The 14,439-nt window shown below is 53.6% G+C and carries 11 protein-coding genes and 1 other annotated feature; of the genes, 8 read left to right on the top strand and 3 right to left on the bottom strand.

Annotated features, from left to right (window positions below; genetic code table 11):
- The coding region (locus HMPREF9453_RS06240; RefSeq protein WP_187368057.1) for a transposase at positions 1-392 on the top strand (392 nt) is incomplete at its 5' end.
- Positions 393-608: 216 nt separating this feature from the next.
- On the opposite strand, the gene HMPREF9453_RS06245 is transcribed toward HMPREF9453_RS06240, so the two are convergent.
- Positions 609-2,270, bottom strand: coding sequence for an ABC transporter ATP-binding protein (locus HMPREF9453_RS06245; RefSeq protein ID WP_008859714.1), 1,662 nt, complete (start codon positions 2,268-2,270; stop codon positions 609-611).
- A 4-nt stretch (positions 2,271-2,274) separates the two neighbouring features.
- The gene (locus tag HMPREF9453_RS06250) at positions 2,275-4,017 is read right to left on the bottom strand and encodes an ABC transporter ATP-binding protein (RefSeq protein ID WP_008859715.1); all 1,743 of its coding nucleotides are present in this window, start codon (positions 4,015-4,017) and stop codon (positions 2,275-2,277) included.
- Positions 4,018-4,234: 217 nt separating this feature from the next.
- Here HMPREF9453_RS06250 and bioB (HMPREF9453_RS06255) point away from each other — a divergent pair, with 217 nt between their 5' ends.
- From bioB (HMPREF9453_RS06255) to bioB (HMPREF9453_RS06265), 3 genes are all read left to right on the top strand, one after another.
- A complete protein-coding gene (gene bioB / locus HMPREF9453_RS06255; RefSeq protein ID WP_008859716.1) occupies positions 4,235-5,233 on the top strand; it encodes a biotin synthase BioB in 999 nt (332 codons plus the stop codon).
- A 145-nt stretch (positions 5,234-5,378) separates the two neighbouring features.
- A complete protein-coding gene (bioB, locus tag HMPREF9453_RS06260; protein WP_008859717.1) occupies positions 5,379-6,380 on the top strand; it encodes a biotin synthase BioB in 1,002 nt (333 codons plus the stop codon).
- Positions 6,381-7,278: 898 nt separating this feature from the next.
- Positions 7,279-8,229, top strand: coding sequence for a biotin synthase BioB (gene bioB, locus HMPREF9453_RS06265; protein WP_040380299.1), 951 nt, complete (start codon positions 7,279-7,281; stop codon positions 8,227-8,229).
- A 115-nt stretch (positions 8,230-8,344) separates the two neighbouring features.
- Here bioB (HMPREF9453_RS06265) and gltS read toward each other — a convergent pair whose 3' ends face one another.
- The gene (gene gltS / locus HMPREF9453_RS06270) at positions 8,345-9,574 is read right to left on the bottom strand and encodes a sodium/glutamate symporter (protein ID WP_008859719.1); all 1,230 of its coding nucleotides are present in this window, start codon (positions 9,572-9,574) and stop codon (positions 8,345-8,347) included.
- Positions 9,575-9,918: 344 nt separating this feature from the next.
- Here gltS and HMPREF9453_RS06275 point away from each other — a divergent pair, with 344 nt between their 5' ends.
- The 4 genes from HMPREF9453_RS06275 (at position 9,919) to HMPREF9453_RS06295 (ending at position 14,189) form a co-directional block, all read left to right on the top strand.
- Positions 9,919-10,548: a site-2 protease family protein gene (locus HMPREF9453_RS06275; protein ID WP_008859720.1), complete on the top strand. Its 630-nt coding sequence runs from the start codon at positions 9,919-9,921 to the stop codon at positions 10,546-10,548.
- Positions 10,549-11,525: 977 nt separating this feature from the next.
- Complete coding sequence (locus tag HMPREF9453_RS06285) at positions 11,526-12,200, top strand: trimeric intracellular cation channel family protein (protein ID WP_008859722.1); 675 nt, start codon at positions 11,526-11,528, stop codon at positions 12,198-12,200.
- Positions 12,197-12,622, top strand: coding sequence for a hypothetical protein (locus HMPREF9453_RS06290; RefSeq protein ID WP_008859723.1), 426 nt, complete (start codon positions 12,197-12,199; stop codon positions 12,620-12,622). Before HMPREF9453_RS06285 ends, HMPREF9453_RS06290 begins: the two co-directional genes overlap by 4 nt.
- Positions 12,621-12,821, top strand: a binding site (T-box leader). Its footprint overlaps the gene before it by 2 nt.
- Before the next feature lie 210 nt (positions 12,822-13,031).
- Entirely contained in the window at positions 13,032-14,189 is a 1,158-nt protein-coding gene (locus HMPREF9453_RS06295) for an ABC transporter substrate-binding protein (RefSeq protein WP_008859724.1), read from the top strand.
- Positions 14,190-14,439 lie beyond the last annotated feature (250 nt).

Consider the following 14,439-nt stretch of genomic DNA (forward strand, 5'->3'; position numbering starts at 1 on the left):
AAATCTACAAGGCTACCAATGTAGCAGAAGCTCGCAGATTGTTTGAAAAGTTCAAGGGAAAATGGGCAGCCTATCCTGGGGCTATAGCGGTCTGGGAAAACAACTTCCAGCACGTGGAACAGCTGTTTAACTACGGCTCTAATGTACGGAGAGTCATGTACACTACTAATGCCATAGAAAGCATCAATTCCAGTTTCAGAAAGGTAACCCGTAAGGGCTCTTTTGCCAATGACGAGGCCATCCTGAAGCTTCTCTACCTCCGTGTCCTTGAGCTCAAGAACACCAAATGGAAGGGCAAAGGAAAGGTCTTTAACTGGCAGGCTGTTATGAACCAATTATTGATTGACGAACGTATGAGCAAACTAATCGCTAAATACGATTGGTTAATCTAAAAACACAAAATTCTTGACATCCCCTTCTTTAAAATCTGCGGCGAAGCCGCCACCACCCCTCGCGCCGAAGGCGCGTCAAACTTAAGAACCTTAAGAACCCTTTCCCCCTTTGGTACTGCGTACCACCTTCCCCCCGCAGGCGGTGGGACAATCACAGAGGGACGAAGTCCCGTCAACCCTCACACCAGAGGCGTGTCCCCCAAGACCACAGTTCAATTATGGCTTCCCTTCCTCTCTTCCTTCTCCTATACGGAGTACCGGCCCCTGGCAGGCCTTTCCCAGACGATGGGAAATGGAGAGTACTGTGCGGTGGCTGGAGGCCCGGGACAGGGCATCCAGCACTTTCTGCTCTGTCAGTGAATCCAGATGGGCATTCATTTCATCCAAAAGGAGGAGGGGCGGCTGGAATACCAGGGCCCGGGCAATGGAAAGGAGCTGCTTTTCTCCTTCAGAAAAAAGGCTGTCCTGGAAAGGGGTGTCCAGTTTTTGGGGAAGGGCCATCACTGTTTCATACAGTCCGGAAATCCTGAGGGCTGATGCGGTCATGGTGTCAGTGATGCGCATATCGCCCAGGGTGATCTGGTCTCTCACGGTGCCATCAATCATGGGGAAGGACTGGCTCACGATGCCGAAGATTTTTCTTCGTTCTTTGGGAGGAATGGCAGCGGGATTCATGCCGAAGAGGGCAATGGTACCGCTGTCGGGCAGGCAGAGGCCGGTAATGAGTTTGAAGAGGGTGCTTTTCCCGCTGCCTGTGCGGCCGGTGAGAGTCAGATGGCAGCCGGATTCCAGGGTGAGACTGAAATCTTTGAAAAGGGGATGGCCTTTTTCATAGGCAAAGGAGAGATGGCTGATACAGAGGGGCAGGTCACTTTTCTTTCCGTTCCCGGCAGGCAGGGCCATTTCCTCCTCTTCCATAAATTCCCGGATCCGGTGGACGCCGGCCATGGCGGACTGGATATTTTCTATTTCCATGCCCAGGCTTTCCAGAGGGGAGAAGATTTTTCCCACATAGGCGATGAGGGCAGCGGCGGTGCCGGCGGTCATGCCAAAAAGGGTGGCTCCCCGGGGGCTCACAGAGAAAATGGCCATGAGGGATATGAGAAGGGCGCTGGTGGTAAGGATGATGGGAGAGTAAATGGAATCGTAGAAGTTTGTTTTTTCCATGGACTGAAAACTTTTCTTGATGGCGGCAGCGTATCTTTTCTTCATGAAATATTCACAGGAAAGAAGGCGGATGGTGCGGATATTGCGGCAGGTTTCGGGAATGAGCTCATTGGTGGAGGCAATGGCTTTCCTGTTTTCTATCTGGGCAGCCAGCATGTGATGCTGGAAGGTCCGGGTGAGAAGGAAGAGAAAGGGAAGGGCTGCCAGGAGCAGCAGGAAAAGACCGAAGCTCAGCCAGTATACGGCAGCCAGTATGGAAAAGAGGCGGCAGCTGTCTACGGCCATGCTGATAATGCCGGAGTCGAAGAGGTCTTCCAGAGTGTCCACATCATTGACAAAAAGGGAGGCGGTGCTGCCTTCGCCCCGGCTGGTAAAGAAGGCGGCAGGAAGGCGGCTCAGCTTGGCTGCCATGGCCTGCCGTATCCTTTTGGTGACGGACTGGCCGAACATGGTAATCAGCGTTTCCCTTATTCCCTCTGACAGGCCGCTAAGGGCGGTGAGAATAAAGTACAGCAGGCCCCAGAAGAGAAGGAGGGAGCTCTCTGCTTTTCCAGCGGTCAGGGCATCAATGGCTCTCTGCAGTACCAGCGGCGGAAGGATGCTGAGAAAGAGGGAGAGGAAAATGGTTCCTGAAAGGGCTGCGGTCAGCGCCGGGCGGGCGGTGAAAGAGGAAGCAATGATTTCTTTCAGGCCCGAAGTGGGATGGTCCATGGGGTTACCTCCTTTCCTCGCAATGACTTTCATGCATCTCTGGGTTTTGGAGAGCCCAGAGCCGGCGGTAGTCTTCATTTTCTGCCAGCAGTTTTTCATGGGTAGATGTGGTGACCCGGCCATCCTTTCCTATCCACAGGACCTGACTGGTCTTTGGGAAGGTGCGGAGGCGGTGGGAAATGAGTAGGATAATGGAATCCGGGCACAGGGCATGGATGCGGTCAAAGAGCTGGTCTTCCGTTTCCCTGTCTACCGACGCGAAGGGGTCATCCAGAATAATGAGGGGGCGGCGGTGATAGAGAAGGCGAGCAATCATTACCCGGGCCTGCTGACCGCCGGAAAGGCGGATGCCTCCTTCGCCTATCACCGTTTTGACGCCTCGGGGAAAGGCGGCGGCCTCTTCGTCAAGGCAGGCGCCCCACAGCGCTTCGTCCAGATTTCCTTTTTTTCCAAGCCCTATATTCTCTTCCAGGGAGGCATTGAAGAGCTCCATGGAATGGCCCATATAGCCTATGAGAGACAGGGGGGATATGTCCCGGCCCAGCTCCTTTTTGCCCCAGGTAATCGACCCTTCATGGGGAGATTCCATGAGGAAAAGGCGGCCCAGGGTGGACTTGCCGGATGCGGTGCCTCCGGTAATGCCTATGATGTCTGAGGGGGCGGCGGAAAAGGTGCAGTCCTGAATGACAGCATGGCTGGCGCCGGGGTAGGTAAAGGATACATGGCTTACGGTAAGGCGGTCAGGCTTTGCCGGCGGCAGGGCCGTCTCCGAAAGAGGCGTCAGGAAATCACGGATGCGGTGCCAGGAAACGTCCGCTTTCTGCAGGGCGTTGAACAGGTGGGCCGCATGGGAGGATTTCACGGCCAGCCTGGTAAAGCAGGCAAGGTATGCGGCAAAGGCGGCAATGTTCCAGTCTTCCCAGCCCTGGCCCATCACATTGTTCCCGCCCAGCCAGAGAATGAGGAGAGACCCGGTCATGGCAATGATCCGGTAGAGCGGTTCCATGCTGTTTTCCCAAAGGCCCTGGCGGATCCGCCGCTTTTCATAATCGGTGAGCAGGCGATGGTAGCGCTCATCGGCTGTTTCTTCTTCTCCATAGAGACGGTAGGTCAGGGCATGGCGCAGCCGGTCCATGGTGCCCCGGGCCAGACGCTCCGCTGATTCCTTAGCCCGCCGGCTGGCGCTGGTGACCGGTTTCTTCAGCCTGTCTGCCAGAAGGTAGGCGGCCGGAGGGAAAAGAAGCACCAGAAAGGTGAGGCGCCAGTCGTAGTAGAAGAGAAAGGCGCTGTAAGCGAGAAGGGCTACGCCGGTATCAAAGAGTTCCGTCGTGAATTTCCGCATGCCTTCGGCGCAGGCTTCCACATCGGAAATGACCCGGGTCATCCAGCGGGCGCCCTGGCCCTCAAGGTCTTGCCGATTTTCCTGAAGAAGCCTGGTATAGATCGTTTCCTTCATGGACAGTATGGTATTGTTGGCAAAACGGCGCACATAGAGGCGCTTCACATACCGCATGGCCTGTACGAAAAGGACGGTGAAAAAGTAGGAAAGGGCAAGAAATACCAAGGAAGAAGGCTGGCGGGTCCCTTCCAAAATGTCTGCCAGATACTGGGATATGTGCCCTTCAAACCAGGGGACTGCGACGAGGCCCAGGTTGTAAAGGATGCCGCTTAAGGCCGTCATGGCCAGTATCTTTTTCTCCTTTAGAAAATAGTAGGATACCCTGTTGGTTTCTCTTTTTCCTGCCATGGTCCATACCTCCTTTCTCTGTCTTTTCTTTATTATAGAATAAGGCGGACGGCAGGAAGATAAAGAAATATTAAAAAGCAGCACCAGCACAATTATGTCAACATTTGTCAACTACTCCAAATAACAGGATTGACAGATTTGATTGTTTATTTTATACTTAATCACAAGGTAACAATTTGAAACGCAGGTGCTCCGATTGTGAAAGGAAGTTTTCATTATGGACAGTGCTTGTGCAGAAATTATCAAATTGGCTGAAAAAGTCATGGATGGCGGTGAGATTACAGAAGAAGAAGCAAAGAAATTAATCCGTACTAAAGATGAGGATACCATGCTGCTCCTGGCTATGGCGGATAAAATCCGCCAGAAATTCAATGGCAATGCAGTAGATTTCTGTGCCATTATCAATGCCAGAAGCGGCCACTGTCAGGAGAACTGCAAGTTCTGCGCCCAGTCGGGCTGGTACCATACCGGTGCCAAAGTATACCGGCTCCTTCCGGAAGATGAAATTCTGGAAGCGGCGAAGAAAGCCAAAGCAGCCGGCGCTGTCCGTTTCTCCCTGGTTACCAGCGGACGAAACCAGGACAATCCCAATGAGTTTGAGGAAATCATCGATATTGTGAAGAAGATTCGTGAGCAGGTAGGCATCGAAGTGTGCTGCTCCCTGGGACTCATTACCAAAGAGCAGGCCATCCGCCTGAAGGAAGCAGGCATCACGAGAATCCACTGCAACATCGAAACGGCACCTTCCTATTTCCCGGAAGTGTGCTCCACCCACAGCATGGAAGATAAGGAAGTCATCATCCGCACCGCCCAGGAGGCGGGCATCCGGGTATGCTCCGGCGGCATCATCGGCCTGGGCGAATCCCTGGACCAGCGGGTGGAAATGGCCTTCAAACTGAAGTCCATGCACATCGATTCCATCCCCATGAATATTCTGAATCCGGTGAAAGGCACGCCTTTCTATACGAACCGCCGCCTGCCGCCGCTGGAAGTGCTCCGCACCTTCGCCATGTTCCGCTTCGTCCTGCCGAAGGCGCTCATCCGCACCGCCGGCGGCCGGGAAGTGAACCTCCGGAGCCTGCAGGCCTATGCTTTGACCGGCGGCCTGAACGGCATTATGGTGGGAGGCTACCTTACCACCGGCGGAAGAGATCCGAAGGAGGATATCCGGATGACCGAAGACCTGGGACGCTCTATGACCCAGCCTCAGCTTTGATTTCATATACAATTTCATACAGATAGAAATATTCCGCACCATTGTGAAACACGAATATTTCTATTACGCACATACACGTAAGGTTTCATCAAGGCAATACCCTGTCTTTTGACGGCAGGTGATTTTATAAAAGGAGTGGTTTGCAATGGAAAGCAGCTGTGAACAGATTTTGAAGTGGACTGAAAAAGTTTTGAATGGCGGAGAACTGACCGAAGAAGAGGCCAGAGCCCTCATCCGTACCAGAGACGAAGACACCATGCTTCTTCTGGCCTGCGCTGATAAGATCCGTCAGAAATTTTCCGGCCGGAGCGTAGACCTCTGCGCCATTATCAACGCCAGGAGCGGTTCCTGCCAGGAAGACTGCAAATTCTGTGCCCAGTCTGCTCGTTACAATACAGGTGTAAAAACCTATAAATTCCTTCCGGAAGATGAGGTCATTGAAGCGGCTAAAAGAGCGAAAAAAGCCGGAGCTGCCCGTTTCGATATTGTTACTGCAGGCCGTGACCAGAGAAATCCGAAGGACTTTGCGGAAATTCTCGACTTAATCCGTCGTATCCGCAAGGAAGTAGGCATCGAAGTATGCTGCTCCCTCGGATTCCTCACCCAGGAACAGGCTTACCAGCTGAAAGAAGCCGGTATCAGCCGCTTGCACTGCAATATCGAGTCAGCTCCTTCCTTCTTCAAGGAAGTGTGCACCACCCATACAGCGGAGGAAAAGGCGGAGAACGTAGCCCGTGCCCAGAAAGCAGGCATCCGTGTCTGCTGCGGCGGCATCATCGGTCTTGGCGAATCCCTGGACCAGCGGGTGGAAATGGCATTCCATCTGAAGGAAATGCACATTGACGCCGTGCCGCTGAACGTACTGAATCCGATCCCCGGTACTCCCTTTGAGCACAACAAGCGCCTTTCTCCCCTTGAAATCCTCCGCTCTTTTGCTATGTTCCGCTTCGTTCTCCCCAAGGCCCAGATCCGTACCGCCGGCGGACGGCAGATCAACCTCCGGAGCCTGCAGTCCATGGCTCTGGCCGGCGGCATGAACGGCGTCATGATCGGCAATTACCTTACCAGTAAAGGATCCGATCCTCAGGACGATATCGCTATGCTCCATGACCTGGGCCGCACCCAGACCGCTCCGAATCTGAATTAATTTGTGTACTAGTGGGCTGGTGAGCTAGTGTACTAGTGGGCTGGTGAAACGGCTGTTCGCTGCCCCCCTTCCCACCTCCCACCGGTCATTCTGAGCGCAGCGAAGAATCTCGGTAAGAATAGTAAGTGAGGGGGAATCGGTAAATACCAGTCGGCGGGAAGACATCAGATAATCAGATGGCAGACATCACATGGGATGTCTGCCCGAAGGTTGACGCGTCCTTACGGACGCGAGGGTTGAGGCAGCCATCGGGCCTTACGGCCCTGGGCTGCCAGGGTTCTGTCCGGGGCCGGCTGACGCCTCCCGGACAGTTTGAGGGCTCCGCCCAGGGGAGTTATAAAGTACCACTGCGTTGGCGAGGTGGGGGCCTCTCGGCGCCATTTTATTGCCGCCTTCGGCGGCATATATACTCATGCGCCCCCTAAAGGGGAAACGACTCACTACATTTTGCGCGTCGCTAGCGCTCCTTCACCCACTGCTGTCACTGACTCACTGGATTTTCAGGTCGCTGATGCTCCCTTACAAATCCAGTTCGCATAGTGCATCCACTGCTGTCACTGACTCACTGGATTTTCAGGTCGCTGATGCTCCCTTACAAATCCAGTTCGCTAGTGCAAAATGTGTTCGCTGTGCACCGAAGGGCGCCACCACAACCCTCAGCCCTGCAAGGGCTGTCAAACTTAAGAACCCTTGGGCCCCAAGGCCGGTCCATCTTAAGAACCTTTTTCAACAACCCTTCTATACAACCCGCCGCGTCAGCGGCGCCCCTTCGGCCTGAAAGGCCGTGAACCTTTCCCTCTGAACCCTCTGAACCCGGGCTGCTGGGCAGCCTCCCGATAACCTGAAAGAAGTGAAACATAGCCATATGGATGAAAACGTAAAATTTATTGAAGACTGTATGAACAAAATCCTTGGAGGCACCGATATCACCAGGGAGGAAGCAGGAAAGCTCAATGAAGCGGGAAAGAAGGAGCCCCTCTTCCTGATGGCGGCAGCCGACAAGATTCGAAAAACCTTCTGCGGAGACAAGATGCGTTTCTGCAGCGACGTGAATGCCAGAAGCGGCCGATGCACGGAAAACTGCAGATTCTGCGCCCAGTCCGGCTGGTACCATACCGGCGTGAAGGAATATCCTTTACGGAGCCCGGAAGACCTGCTTCATGAAGCAAAGCAGGCAGAAGCCTACGGCGCGGAAAGGTTCGGCATCGTCACCAGCGGACGGGGCCAGAGCGACCCTGTGCAGTTTGCTTCCATTGTGAAGGCAGTCAAGCTCATTTCCCAGCAGACGAAACTGTCCGTGTGCTGCTCCCTGGGCCTTTTGACCGATGACCAGCTCCGGCAGCTGAAGGAAGCCGGATGCCAGCGGATTCACTGCAACCTGGAAACGGCGAAGCGGTATTTTCCCCATATCTGCACCACCCATACCTATGAGGAAAAGGAAGACCATATCCGCCGCATCCAGAAGGCAGGACTGGAAGTCTGCTCCGGCGGCATTATGGGCCTGGGGGAAACAGAAGATGACCGCCTGGACATGGCCTTTGCCCTGCGAAGCCACCATGTCACCAGCGTGCCTCTCAACATCTTCAGCCCCATTCCCGGTACGCCTTTCGGCAAAAATAAACCGCCCAAGCCGGTGGATGTACTCCGCATGTTTGCCCTGTACCGGTTCATTCTGCCCCATGTAATCATGCGGGTGTGCGCCGGAAGGGAAACGGCCCTCCGGGACCTGCAGGCCTTTGCTCTGGCCGCAGGCCTGAACGGCGCCATGATCGGCGGCTACCTCACCATTGCCGGCAGACCGCCGGAAAAGGATAAGCAGATGGCGCTGGATATGGGAAGAACTCTGTGAGAAACTGAAATCTGGATATATGGAACTTGTACCCTTTTGAAAATCGCTGAATACCTATAGGTAAAGGAAAAAGGGACTGTGAAGAAATGATTTACATTTTTTCACAGTCCCTTTTTTATTTCAGAAGATTCATGAAAATCATGAGAATGGAAGCGTTCAGGAAATCTACGACGAAAGCGCCGATTAAGGGAATGACGAAGTATGCGGTGTGGGCAGGACCGAACCGTTCGCACATGGCATTCATGTTGGCGATGGCATTAGGCGTGGCGCCCATGCCGAAGCCGCAGGTACCGGAAGCCATGACGGCGGCTTCATAATTTCCGCCCATAACCCGGAAAATGACAAAGTAAGCGAAGAGGGCCATCACCACTGTCTGGATGAGAAGGGTGATGATGAGCGGCACTGCCAGGTCCGCCAGCTGCCAGAGCTTCAAGCTCATGAGGGCGCAGGAAATAAAAATATTGAGGCACATGCCGCCAAGAACTTCGCTTTCCTTCTGGTAAATGCCGTAGAGACCGGTGCCTTCTGCTATGTTCCGAATCACCGCTGCCACAATCATGGCGCCGATGTAGCCCGGGAACACCAGGCCGATATCGATAAAAAACTGGCTCACATAGGTGCCGATGCCCATGGCCAGAAGGAGCTGGCCGAAGGCGTACATGAAATTGTCCATGTTGAGGTAATTGGCAGCAGCGTCTTCATCATTCTCTGTTTCCGGATGGGGACCCATTTTGCCGCCGGGCAGGGAAGCATCGATGACCTTTCCTTCCGAAGAGGTGAGACGGAAACGACGGATCAGGAGTTCACCGATAGGACCGCCGATAAAGGAGCCGGCCACCAGGCCGAAGGTGGCGGCAGCAAAGGCAATGGTGGTGGCATCGGAAAGTCCCATGCTTTCCAGTACAGGGCCGAAGGAACCGGAGGTACCGTGACCTCCGACCAGGGGGATGGAGCCGTCGGCCAGTCCCATGAGGGGATTTTCACCGAAAAAGCGGGAAAGGGAAATGCCGATGAGGTTCTGCATGATAATGAGGATGCCTACCAGCAGGGCCATTTTGATGACCAGAAGGCCCCCCTTTCGGATAAGGTGCACGCTGGCCATGTAGCCGATACTGGTGAAGAAAAGCATCATACACCAGTTCTGCATCACCGTGTCCTGGGTATAGGTCCAGATGCCTCTGGTGTATAAAATACAGTTCAGAATCGAAAAGATGGTGCCGCCGATGACCGGCGCCGGAATGCAGTATTTCCGAAGCAGCTTGATTTTCGTCTTCAGAAAGCCGCCCAGAAAAAAGACAGCCACCGCAGCTGCCAGGGTCTGGTACATGTTTAAATTGATTTCCATAGTCAATCTCCCATTTTTTAATTACAGATTAAAGTATAAAGGAACAGGGCCCCGGGGTCAAGAAATATGGGGAATCCGTATGGAAGGGACAGTTTTTGTTATGCATGGAAATGGCAGGCCCCTGCCTTTTATGAAAAGACAGGCGACGGAAGATATTCATAGTGTAAGGGGCAGGCCCTTTCAGGGATGCTTTTTGATTTCAAAACAGAGGGCATCATGGATTCCAGCCCGGAGCCCCGTTTCCAGCTGCCATGTCTATGGGACAGGACGAAATTCACAGGCTATGACGGCCCGGTGAAACCATGTATAATAGAATCAAATCATGAACAGGAAAGGAGTCTGCCATGTTTGATTTTCTTGATATAAGCACCCTGATTTACCGGGTGCCGGCCCTTCTCATCGCCCTGTCCTTCCACGAGTATGCCCATGCTGCTGTTTCTGACGCCCTGGGGGACCCCACGCCTTCTCTGGACGGACGGCTCACCATCAACCCCTTGGCCCATCTGGATGTGCTGGGCACCATCCTTCTGGTGCTCTGTGGTTTTGGCTGGGCCAAACCGGTGATGATTAATCCAAGGTATTACAAGAATTACCGGAGCGGCCTATTGAAAGTGTCCTTTGCCGGCCCCGGCATGAATCTGTTCCTGGGCTTTCTTTCCATCCTGCTTTCTGCCATTCTGCTCAAGCTGGGCATGCTCAGCCGGGAAAGCGCCCTCTTTCTGAACTGGATTATGATGTACAATGTGTGGTTTGCCTTTTTCAATCTCATTCCCGTGCCGCCGCTGGACGGCTCCAAAATCCTCTCCATGTTCCTGCCGGGAGAGCTGTCCTTCAAATACGAAAATTTCAACGCCCAGTACGGCTTCGTCCTCCTGATGGTGGTGGTTTTCAGCGGCCTCATCAACCGCATCATCAATCCCCTGGCCAACCTTTTCATCTCCCTTGCAAGCTATGTGGTGTACCTGGTGTTTTAGCCAGCGTACCTGTGGGCTGGTGGGAGTGAGGCGGCTGTCGGCTGTCGGCTATCGGCTGTCGGCTATCGGCTGTCGGGTATTCCCGAACGTGGGGAGATGGCAGACAGTCAAATTTCCGCTGACCGCTATCCGCTGACCGCTTCCCGATGGCGGCGGGGACTGTATTCCCGAAGGTTGACACGCCTTATGGACAAGCCCTGACGGGCTTGAGGGTGGACGGCCCGCTGGGCCGAAGGTTCTTAAGGGGCTTAAGTTTGACGCGCCTTTGGCGCGAGGGTTGTGGTAGGGCGCCTCTAAATTATAGAAGGCGCCCTCTTATGAAAAAATCTTCACAACCGCCCTGGCGGGCGAAGGAGATTCCCCCTTTGGTGGCTAACGCCACCACCTTGCCCGGTGGGAAGCATGTCACTGGATTCGCGGATCGCAGAGCTCCCCTATGAATCCAGTTCCTTTGCCACCCCCGCAGTTCGGTGGGGCGGCAAAAGGAAAGCGCCTTAATGGGCAGGCTAGGCGCCTTACTTCGCCCCACTTGGAGGTCCTATGCAGGACCTCCACAGTGGCACTATAACCCGTGCTTACTGTAGAGCCATTTATGAAGAGAGTGTTTCGCGGTGTTTTATTCTGCCCCCTGAACAGGGGGAAGTCCGGCGAAGCCGGATAGGGGGAGGCGAGCGCAGCGAGCCAATCAGCAGAATGCCTATCATGCCATATGGCACTGAAAGTAAATCCCGTAACGCTGACTTTATACTCATCGCCCGATAGGGCGATACCACAACCCTCGGCCTGAAAGGCCGTCAAACCTAAGAACCCTCGGGCCCGAAAGGGCCAGTCAATCTTAAGAACCTTTTTCCATAACCCTTCTACACAACCTGCCGCGTCAGCGGCGCCCCTTCGGCCCGGAGGGCCGTTAACCTTTTCTTCTGAACCCTCTAAACCCGGGCCGCCAAGCGGCCCTTTTTCCAAAGTGAGGCATTCCCATGTCTGTTACCTGGATGATTTTTGAAATATTGGGCACCATTGCCTTTGCCTTTTCCGGCGCCATTGTAGGTCTTTACCGGCGCATGGACATATTCGGCATTACGGTGCTGGCAGTCATGACCGGCGTAGGCGGCGGCATGATCCGGGACGTGCTTTGCGGCATCATTCCGCCGTCGGCGCTGACCCATCCCATGAGTCTTCTGGTTTCCATCGGTACGGCCCTGGCGGTGAGCCTCTTTTATCCCTTTTTCCGCATTCCTAAAAAGGGGAGGGTGATTATTTCCTTTCTCTACCATCTGTCTGATACCATCGGTCTTTCCGCCTTTACGGTAACCGGCGTGCTCACTGCTTTCTATGCCTGGCCGTCCTATGAATATGTGCTTCCCACCATGCTGGGGCTTATCACTGCCGTAGGAGGCGGGGTGATCCGGGATATGATGGCCCGCCGCATGCCGGTGGTGCTTTACATGGACGTCTATGCCATTGCCTCTGTGGCCGGCGGGCTTCTCATGTGCATTCTTCACGGTGTCCTGCCGCTGTCTCTGGTGTCCTGGACTGCCTTCGGGGCGGTGCTGCTTCTCCGGGTGGCTGCCATCCACTACGGCTGGCAGCTTTATCATCCCCACCGGCGGATGGGGAAAAGAAATGATGATGGAAAAGGGACTGGAAAATGAAGGATAAGGAAGAAGGCTTGTCCTTTATTTTTACGGAATGGGGATTTGCAGCAGATGAAGAAGGCGGCGAACTGACCGATTCCATGAAGCAATGGAAGCAGCGATTTGAGGAAGACCGCTGGCAGGCTCTTTACGATCTGGGGTTCCAGGAAAAGGAAGAGGGCAGCCCTTCCTTTGTCTTCCTGTGGCGCCTTGCTTCTTCCTTTGCTCATGTGCTTCTGACGTCGCCGCTCTTTCCTTTTCTGAAGGAAGAGACGGAGATTTCTCTGCCGGAAGAGGAGCGAAAAAAGCTCATGTATGCGATTCCCTGCGGGCCGGGCGCGGAATGGGTAGATGAAAACTGGCTTACGTACTCAAAAAATCCTCTTGACAAAATCAAAATCCGGCGTTATGATTTCTACAAGCTTCTGAAAGTAATATAGATAAGCGATGAACGAGAAAAAGGTTGCTTTTGATCTTGCAGAGAGCCGGTGGGAGATGAAAACCGGTAGATGAGGGCATACTGTTAGTCACTCGAGAGCTTTTCTGCCGAATATAGTAAGCAGGAACGTCCATTCACGTTACGAATATGGAACCGCAAGTATAATGTAGGGTGGTACCGCGAAACAATTCGCCCCTATCTCCGGCGCAGGCTGGAGGTAGGGGCTTTCTGTTTACAGGGAGATTCTATCTTTGCAGGCGGTTAAGAGACAAATCAGAGTGGTACCGCGGAAATCCGCCCCTGCTGGCAGCATATGCTGCCGGTGGGGGCTTTTTGTTTCATCTTATCCCCTCAGAAGTCTGGTCAAGAATTATTTGTAGGAAGGCAGTCAAAGGAAAGAGGTTTTCATTATGCAGAAAAAATGGTTAAAAGGTATGGCAGCAATCATGGCAGCAGCAGCAATCTGCGGAGCTTTTGCAGGATGTGGCGGTGACAAGAAGGCCAATGGCAGTGCAGGCGGAGAGCAGACCGTGAAATTTGGTTTCCTGGGAGCCTATACCGGACCGGCCGCTGCCTATGGGCAGGCCATGAAAGAAGGCACGGAACTGGCTGTAGAAGAAATCAACAAAGATCCGAACACCAAGATGAAAATCGATCTGAAAACCTATGATACCAAAGGCAACAAGGCAGAAGCCATCAACGCCATGAAGAAGTGCATTGAGCAGGATAAAGTACTGGCTATCGAAGGACCTACCCTTTCCGGTTCCATGTTCGCCGCAGGCCCCATTGCCCAGAAATCTAAAGTCGTTGCTTTCGGTACCGGCACCACGGCCCCCGGAATTACAGACCTGGGTGATTATATCTTCAGAAATGCTATCCCCGGCAAAATGGCTATCCCCATTACCGTAAAGAAAGCCCATGACAAACTGGGCTTCAAGAATGTAGCCATCATGTACTCCAACAATAACGACCAGATGGTAGGGGAACATGGCATTTACGAAGAACTGTTCAAGAAGATGGGCATTGATATCATTGATACCGAAACCTTTGCAGACAAGGATACCGATTTCTCCGCCCAGCTCACCAAGATTCAGGCTGCCAACCCTGATGTAATCTGCATTGCCGGCCTCTATCAGGAAGGCGCCCTCATCGTTAAGAAAGCCCGTGAAATGGGCATGAAACAGCCTATCATCGGCAACAACGGCTTCAACAGCCCTGCCTACATCGAACAGGCCGGTGCCGCTGCCGAAGGAACCCTGGTAGCTACCCCGTGGAATGCAGAACGGAAGACAGAAAAAGCCCAGCATTTCCGTCAGGCTTTCAAAGACAAGTATGGTCATGAACCGGACCAGTTCTCTGCCCAGGCCTACGATGCCATTTACGTTATGCACGAAGCAGCAGAAAAATCAGGCAGCACTACGGATAGAAAGAAATTCCGTGATTCCCTGGCCCAGATTAAAGACTTCGAAGGCGCTACAGGCAAGTTCCAGTTTGATGAAAACCGGGATCCCAAGATGGATCTGGACGTTCTCCAGGTTAAAGACGGCAAGTGGGTTCCTTTCGCTTAATAGAAAAAACATCTTTCCTTCAAAGAAAAGCAGGCATTTCGGTGCCTGCTTTTTATATGGGAGATATGGGAAATATGGGGGTGGGAAAGGGTATGTTCAAAAGCAGGAGGGTTCAGGTGCCTCTCGGCGCGGTCAGGATCGGGACCGGGACCGGGACTTGGGCGGTGCTTTCCAGTATTCCCGAAGGTTGACACGCCCTTACGGGCGTGAGGGTTGAGCCAGCCGCCGGGCCTTTCGGCCCTGGGCTGCC

The organism is Dialister succinatiphilus YIT 11850, from assembly GCF_000242435.1.
GTDB classification, from domain to species: Bacteria; Bacillota; Negativicutes; order Veillonellales; family Dialisteraceae; genus Dialister; species Dialister succinatiphilus.

Coding starts and splice junctions, on each gene's coding strand:
- HMPREF9453_RS06245 (WP_008859714.1), bottom strand. CDS start 2,270: ATGGACCATCCCACTTCGGGCCTGAAAGAAATCATTGCTTCCTCTTTC.
- HMPREF9453_RS06250 (WP_008859715.1), bottom strand. CDS start 4,017: ATGGCAGGAAAAAGAGAAACCAACAGGGTATCCTACTATTTTCTAAAG.
- bioB (WP_008859716.1), top strand. CDS start 4,235: ATGGACAGTGCTTGTGCAGAAATTATCAAATTGGCTGAAAAAGTCATG.
- bioB (WP_008859717.1), top strand. CDS start 5,379: ATGGAAAGCAGCTGTGAACAGATTTTGAAGTGGACTGAAAAAGTTTTG.
- bioB (WP_040380299.1), top strand. CDS start 7,279: ATGAACAAAATCCTTGGAGGCACCGATATCACCAGGGAGGAAGCAGGA.
- gltS (WP_008859719.1), bottom strand. CDS start 9,574: ATGGAAATCAATTTAAACATGTACCAGACCCTGGCAGCTGCGGTGGCT.
- HMPREF9453_RS06275 (WP_008859720.1), top strand. CDS start 9,919: ATGTTTGATTTTCTTGATATAAGCACCCTGATTTACCGGGTGCCGGCC.
- HMPREF9453_RS06285 (WP_008859722.1), top strand. CDS start 11,526: ATGTCTGTTACCTGGATGATTTTTGAAATATTGGGCACCATTGCCTTT.
- HMPREF9453_RS06290 (WP_008859723.1), top strand. CDS start 12,197: ATGAAGGATAAGGAAGAAGGCTTGTCCTTTATTTTTACGGAATGGGGA.
- HMPREF9453_RS06295 (WP_008859724.1), top strand. CDS start 13,032: ATGCAGAAAAAATGGTTAAAAGGTATGGCAGCAATCATGGCAGCAGCA.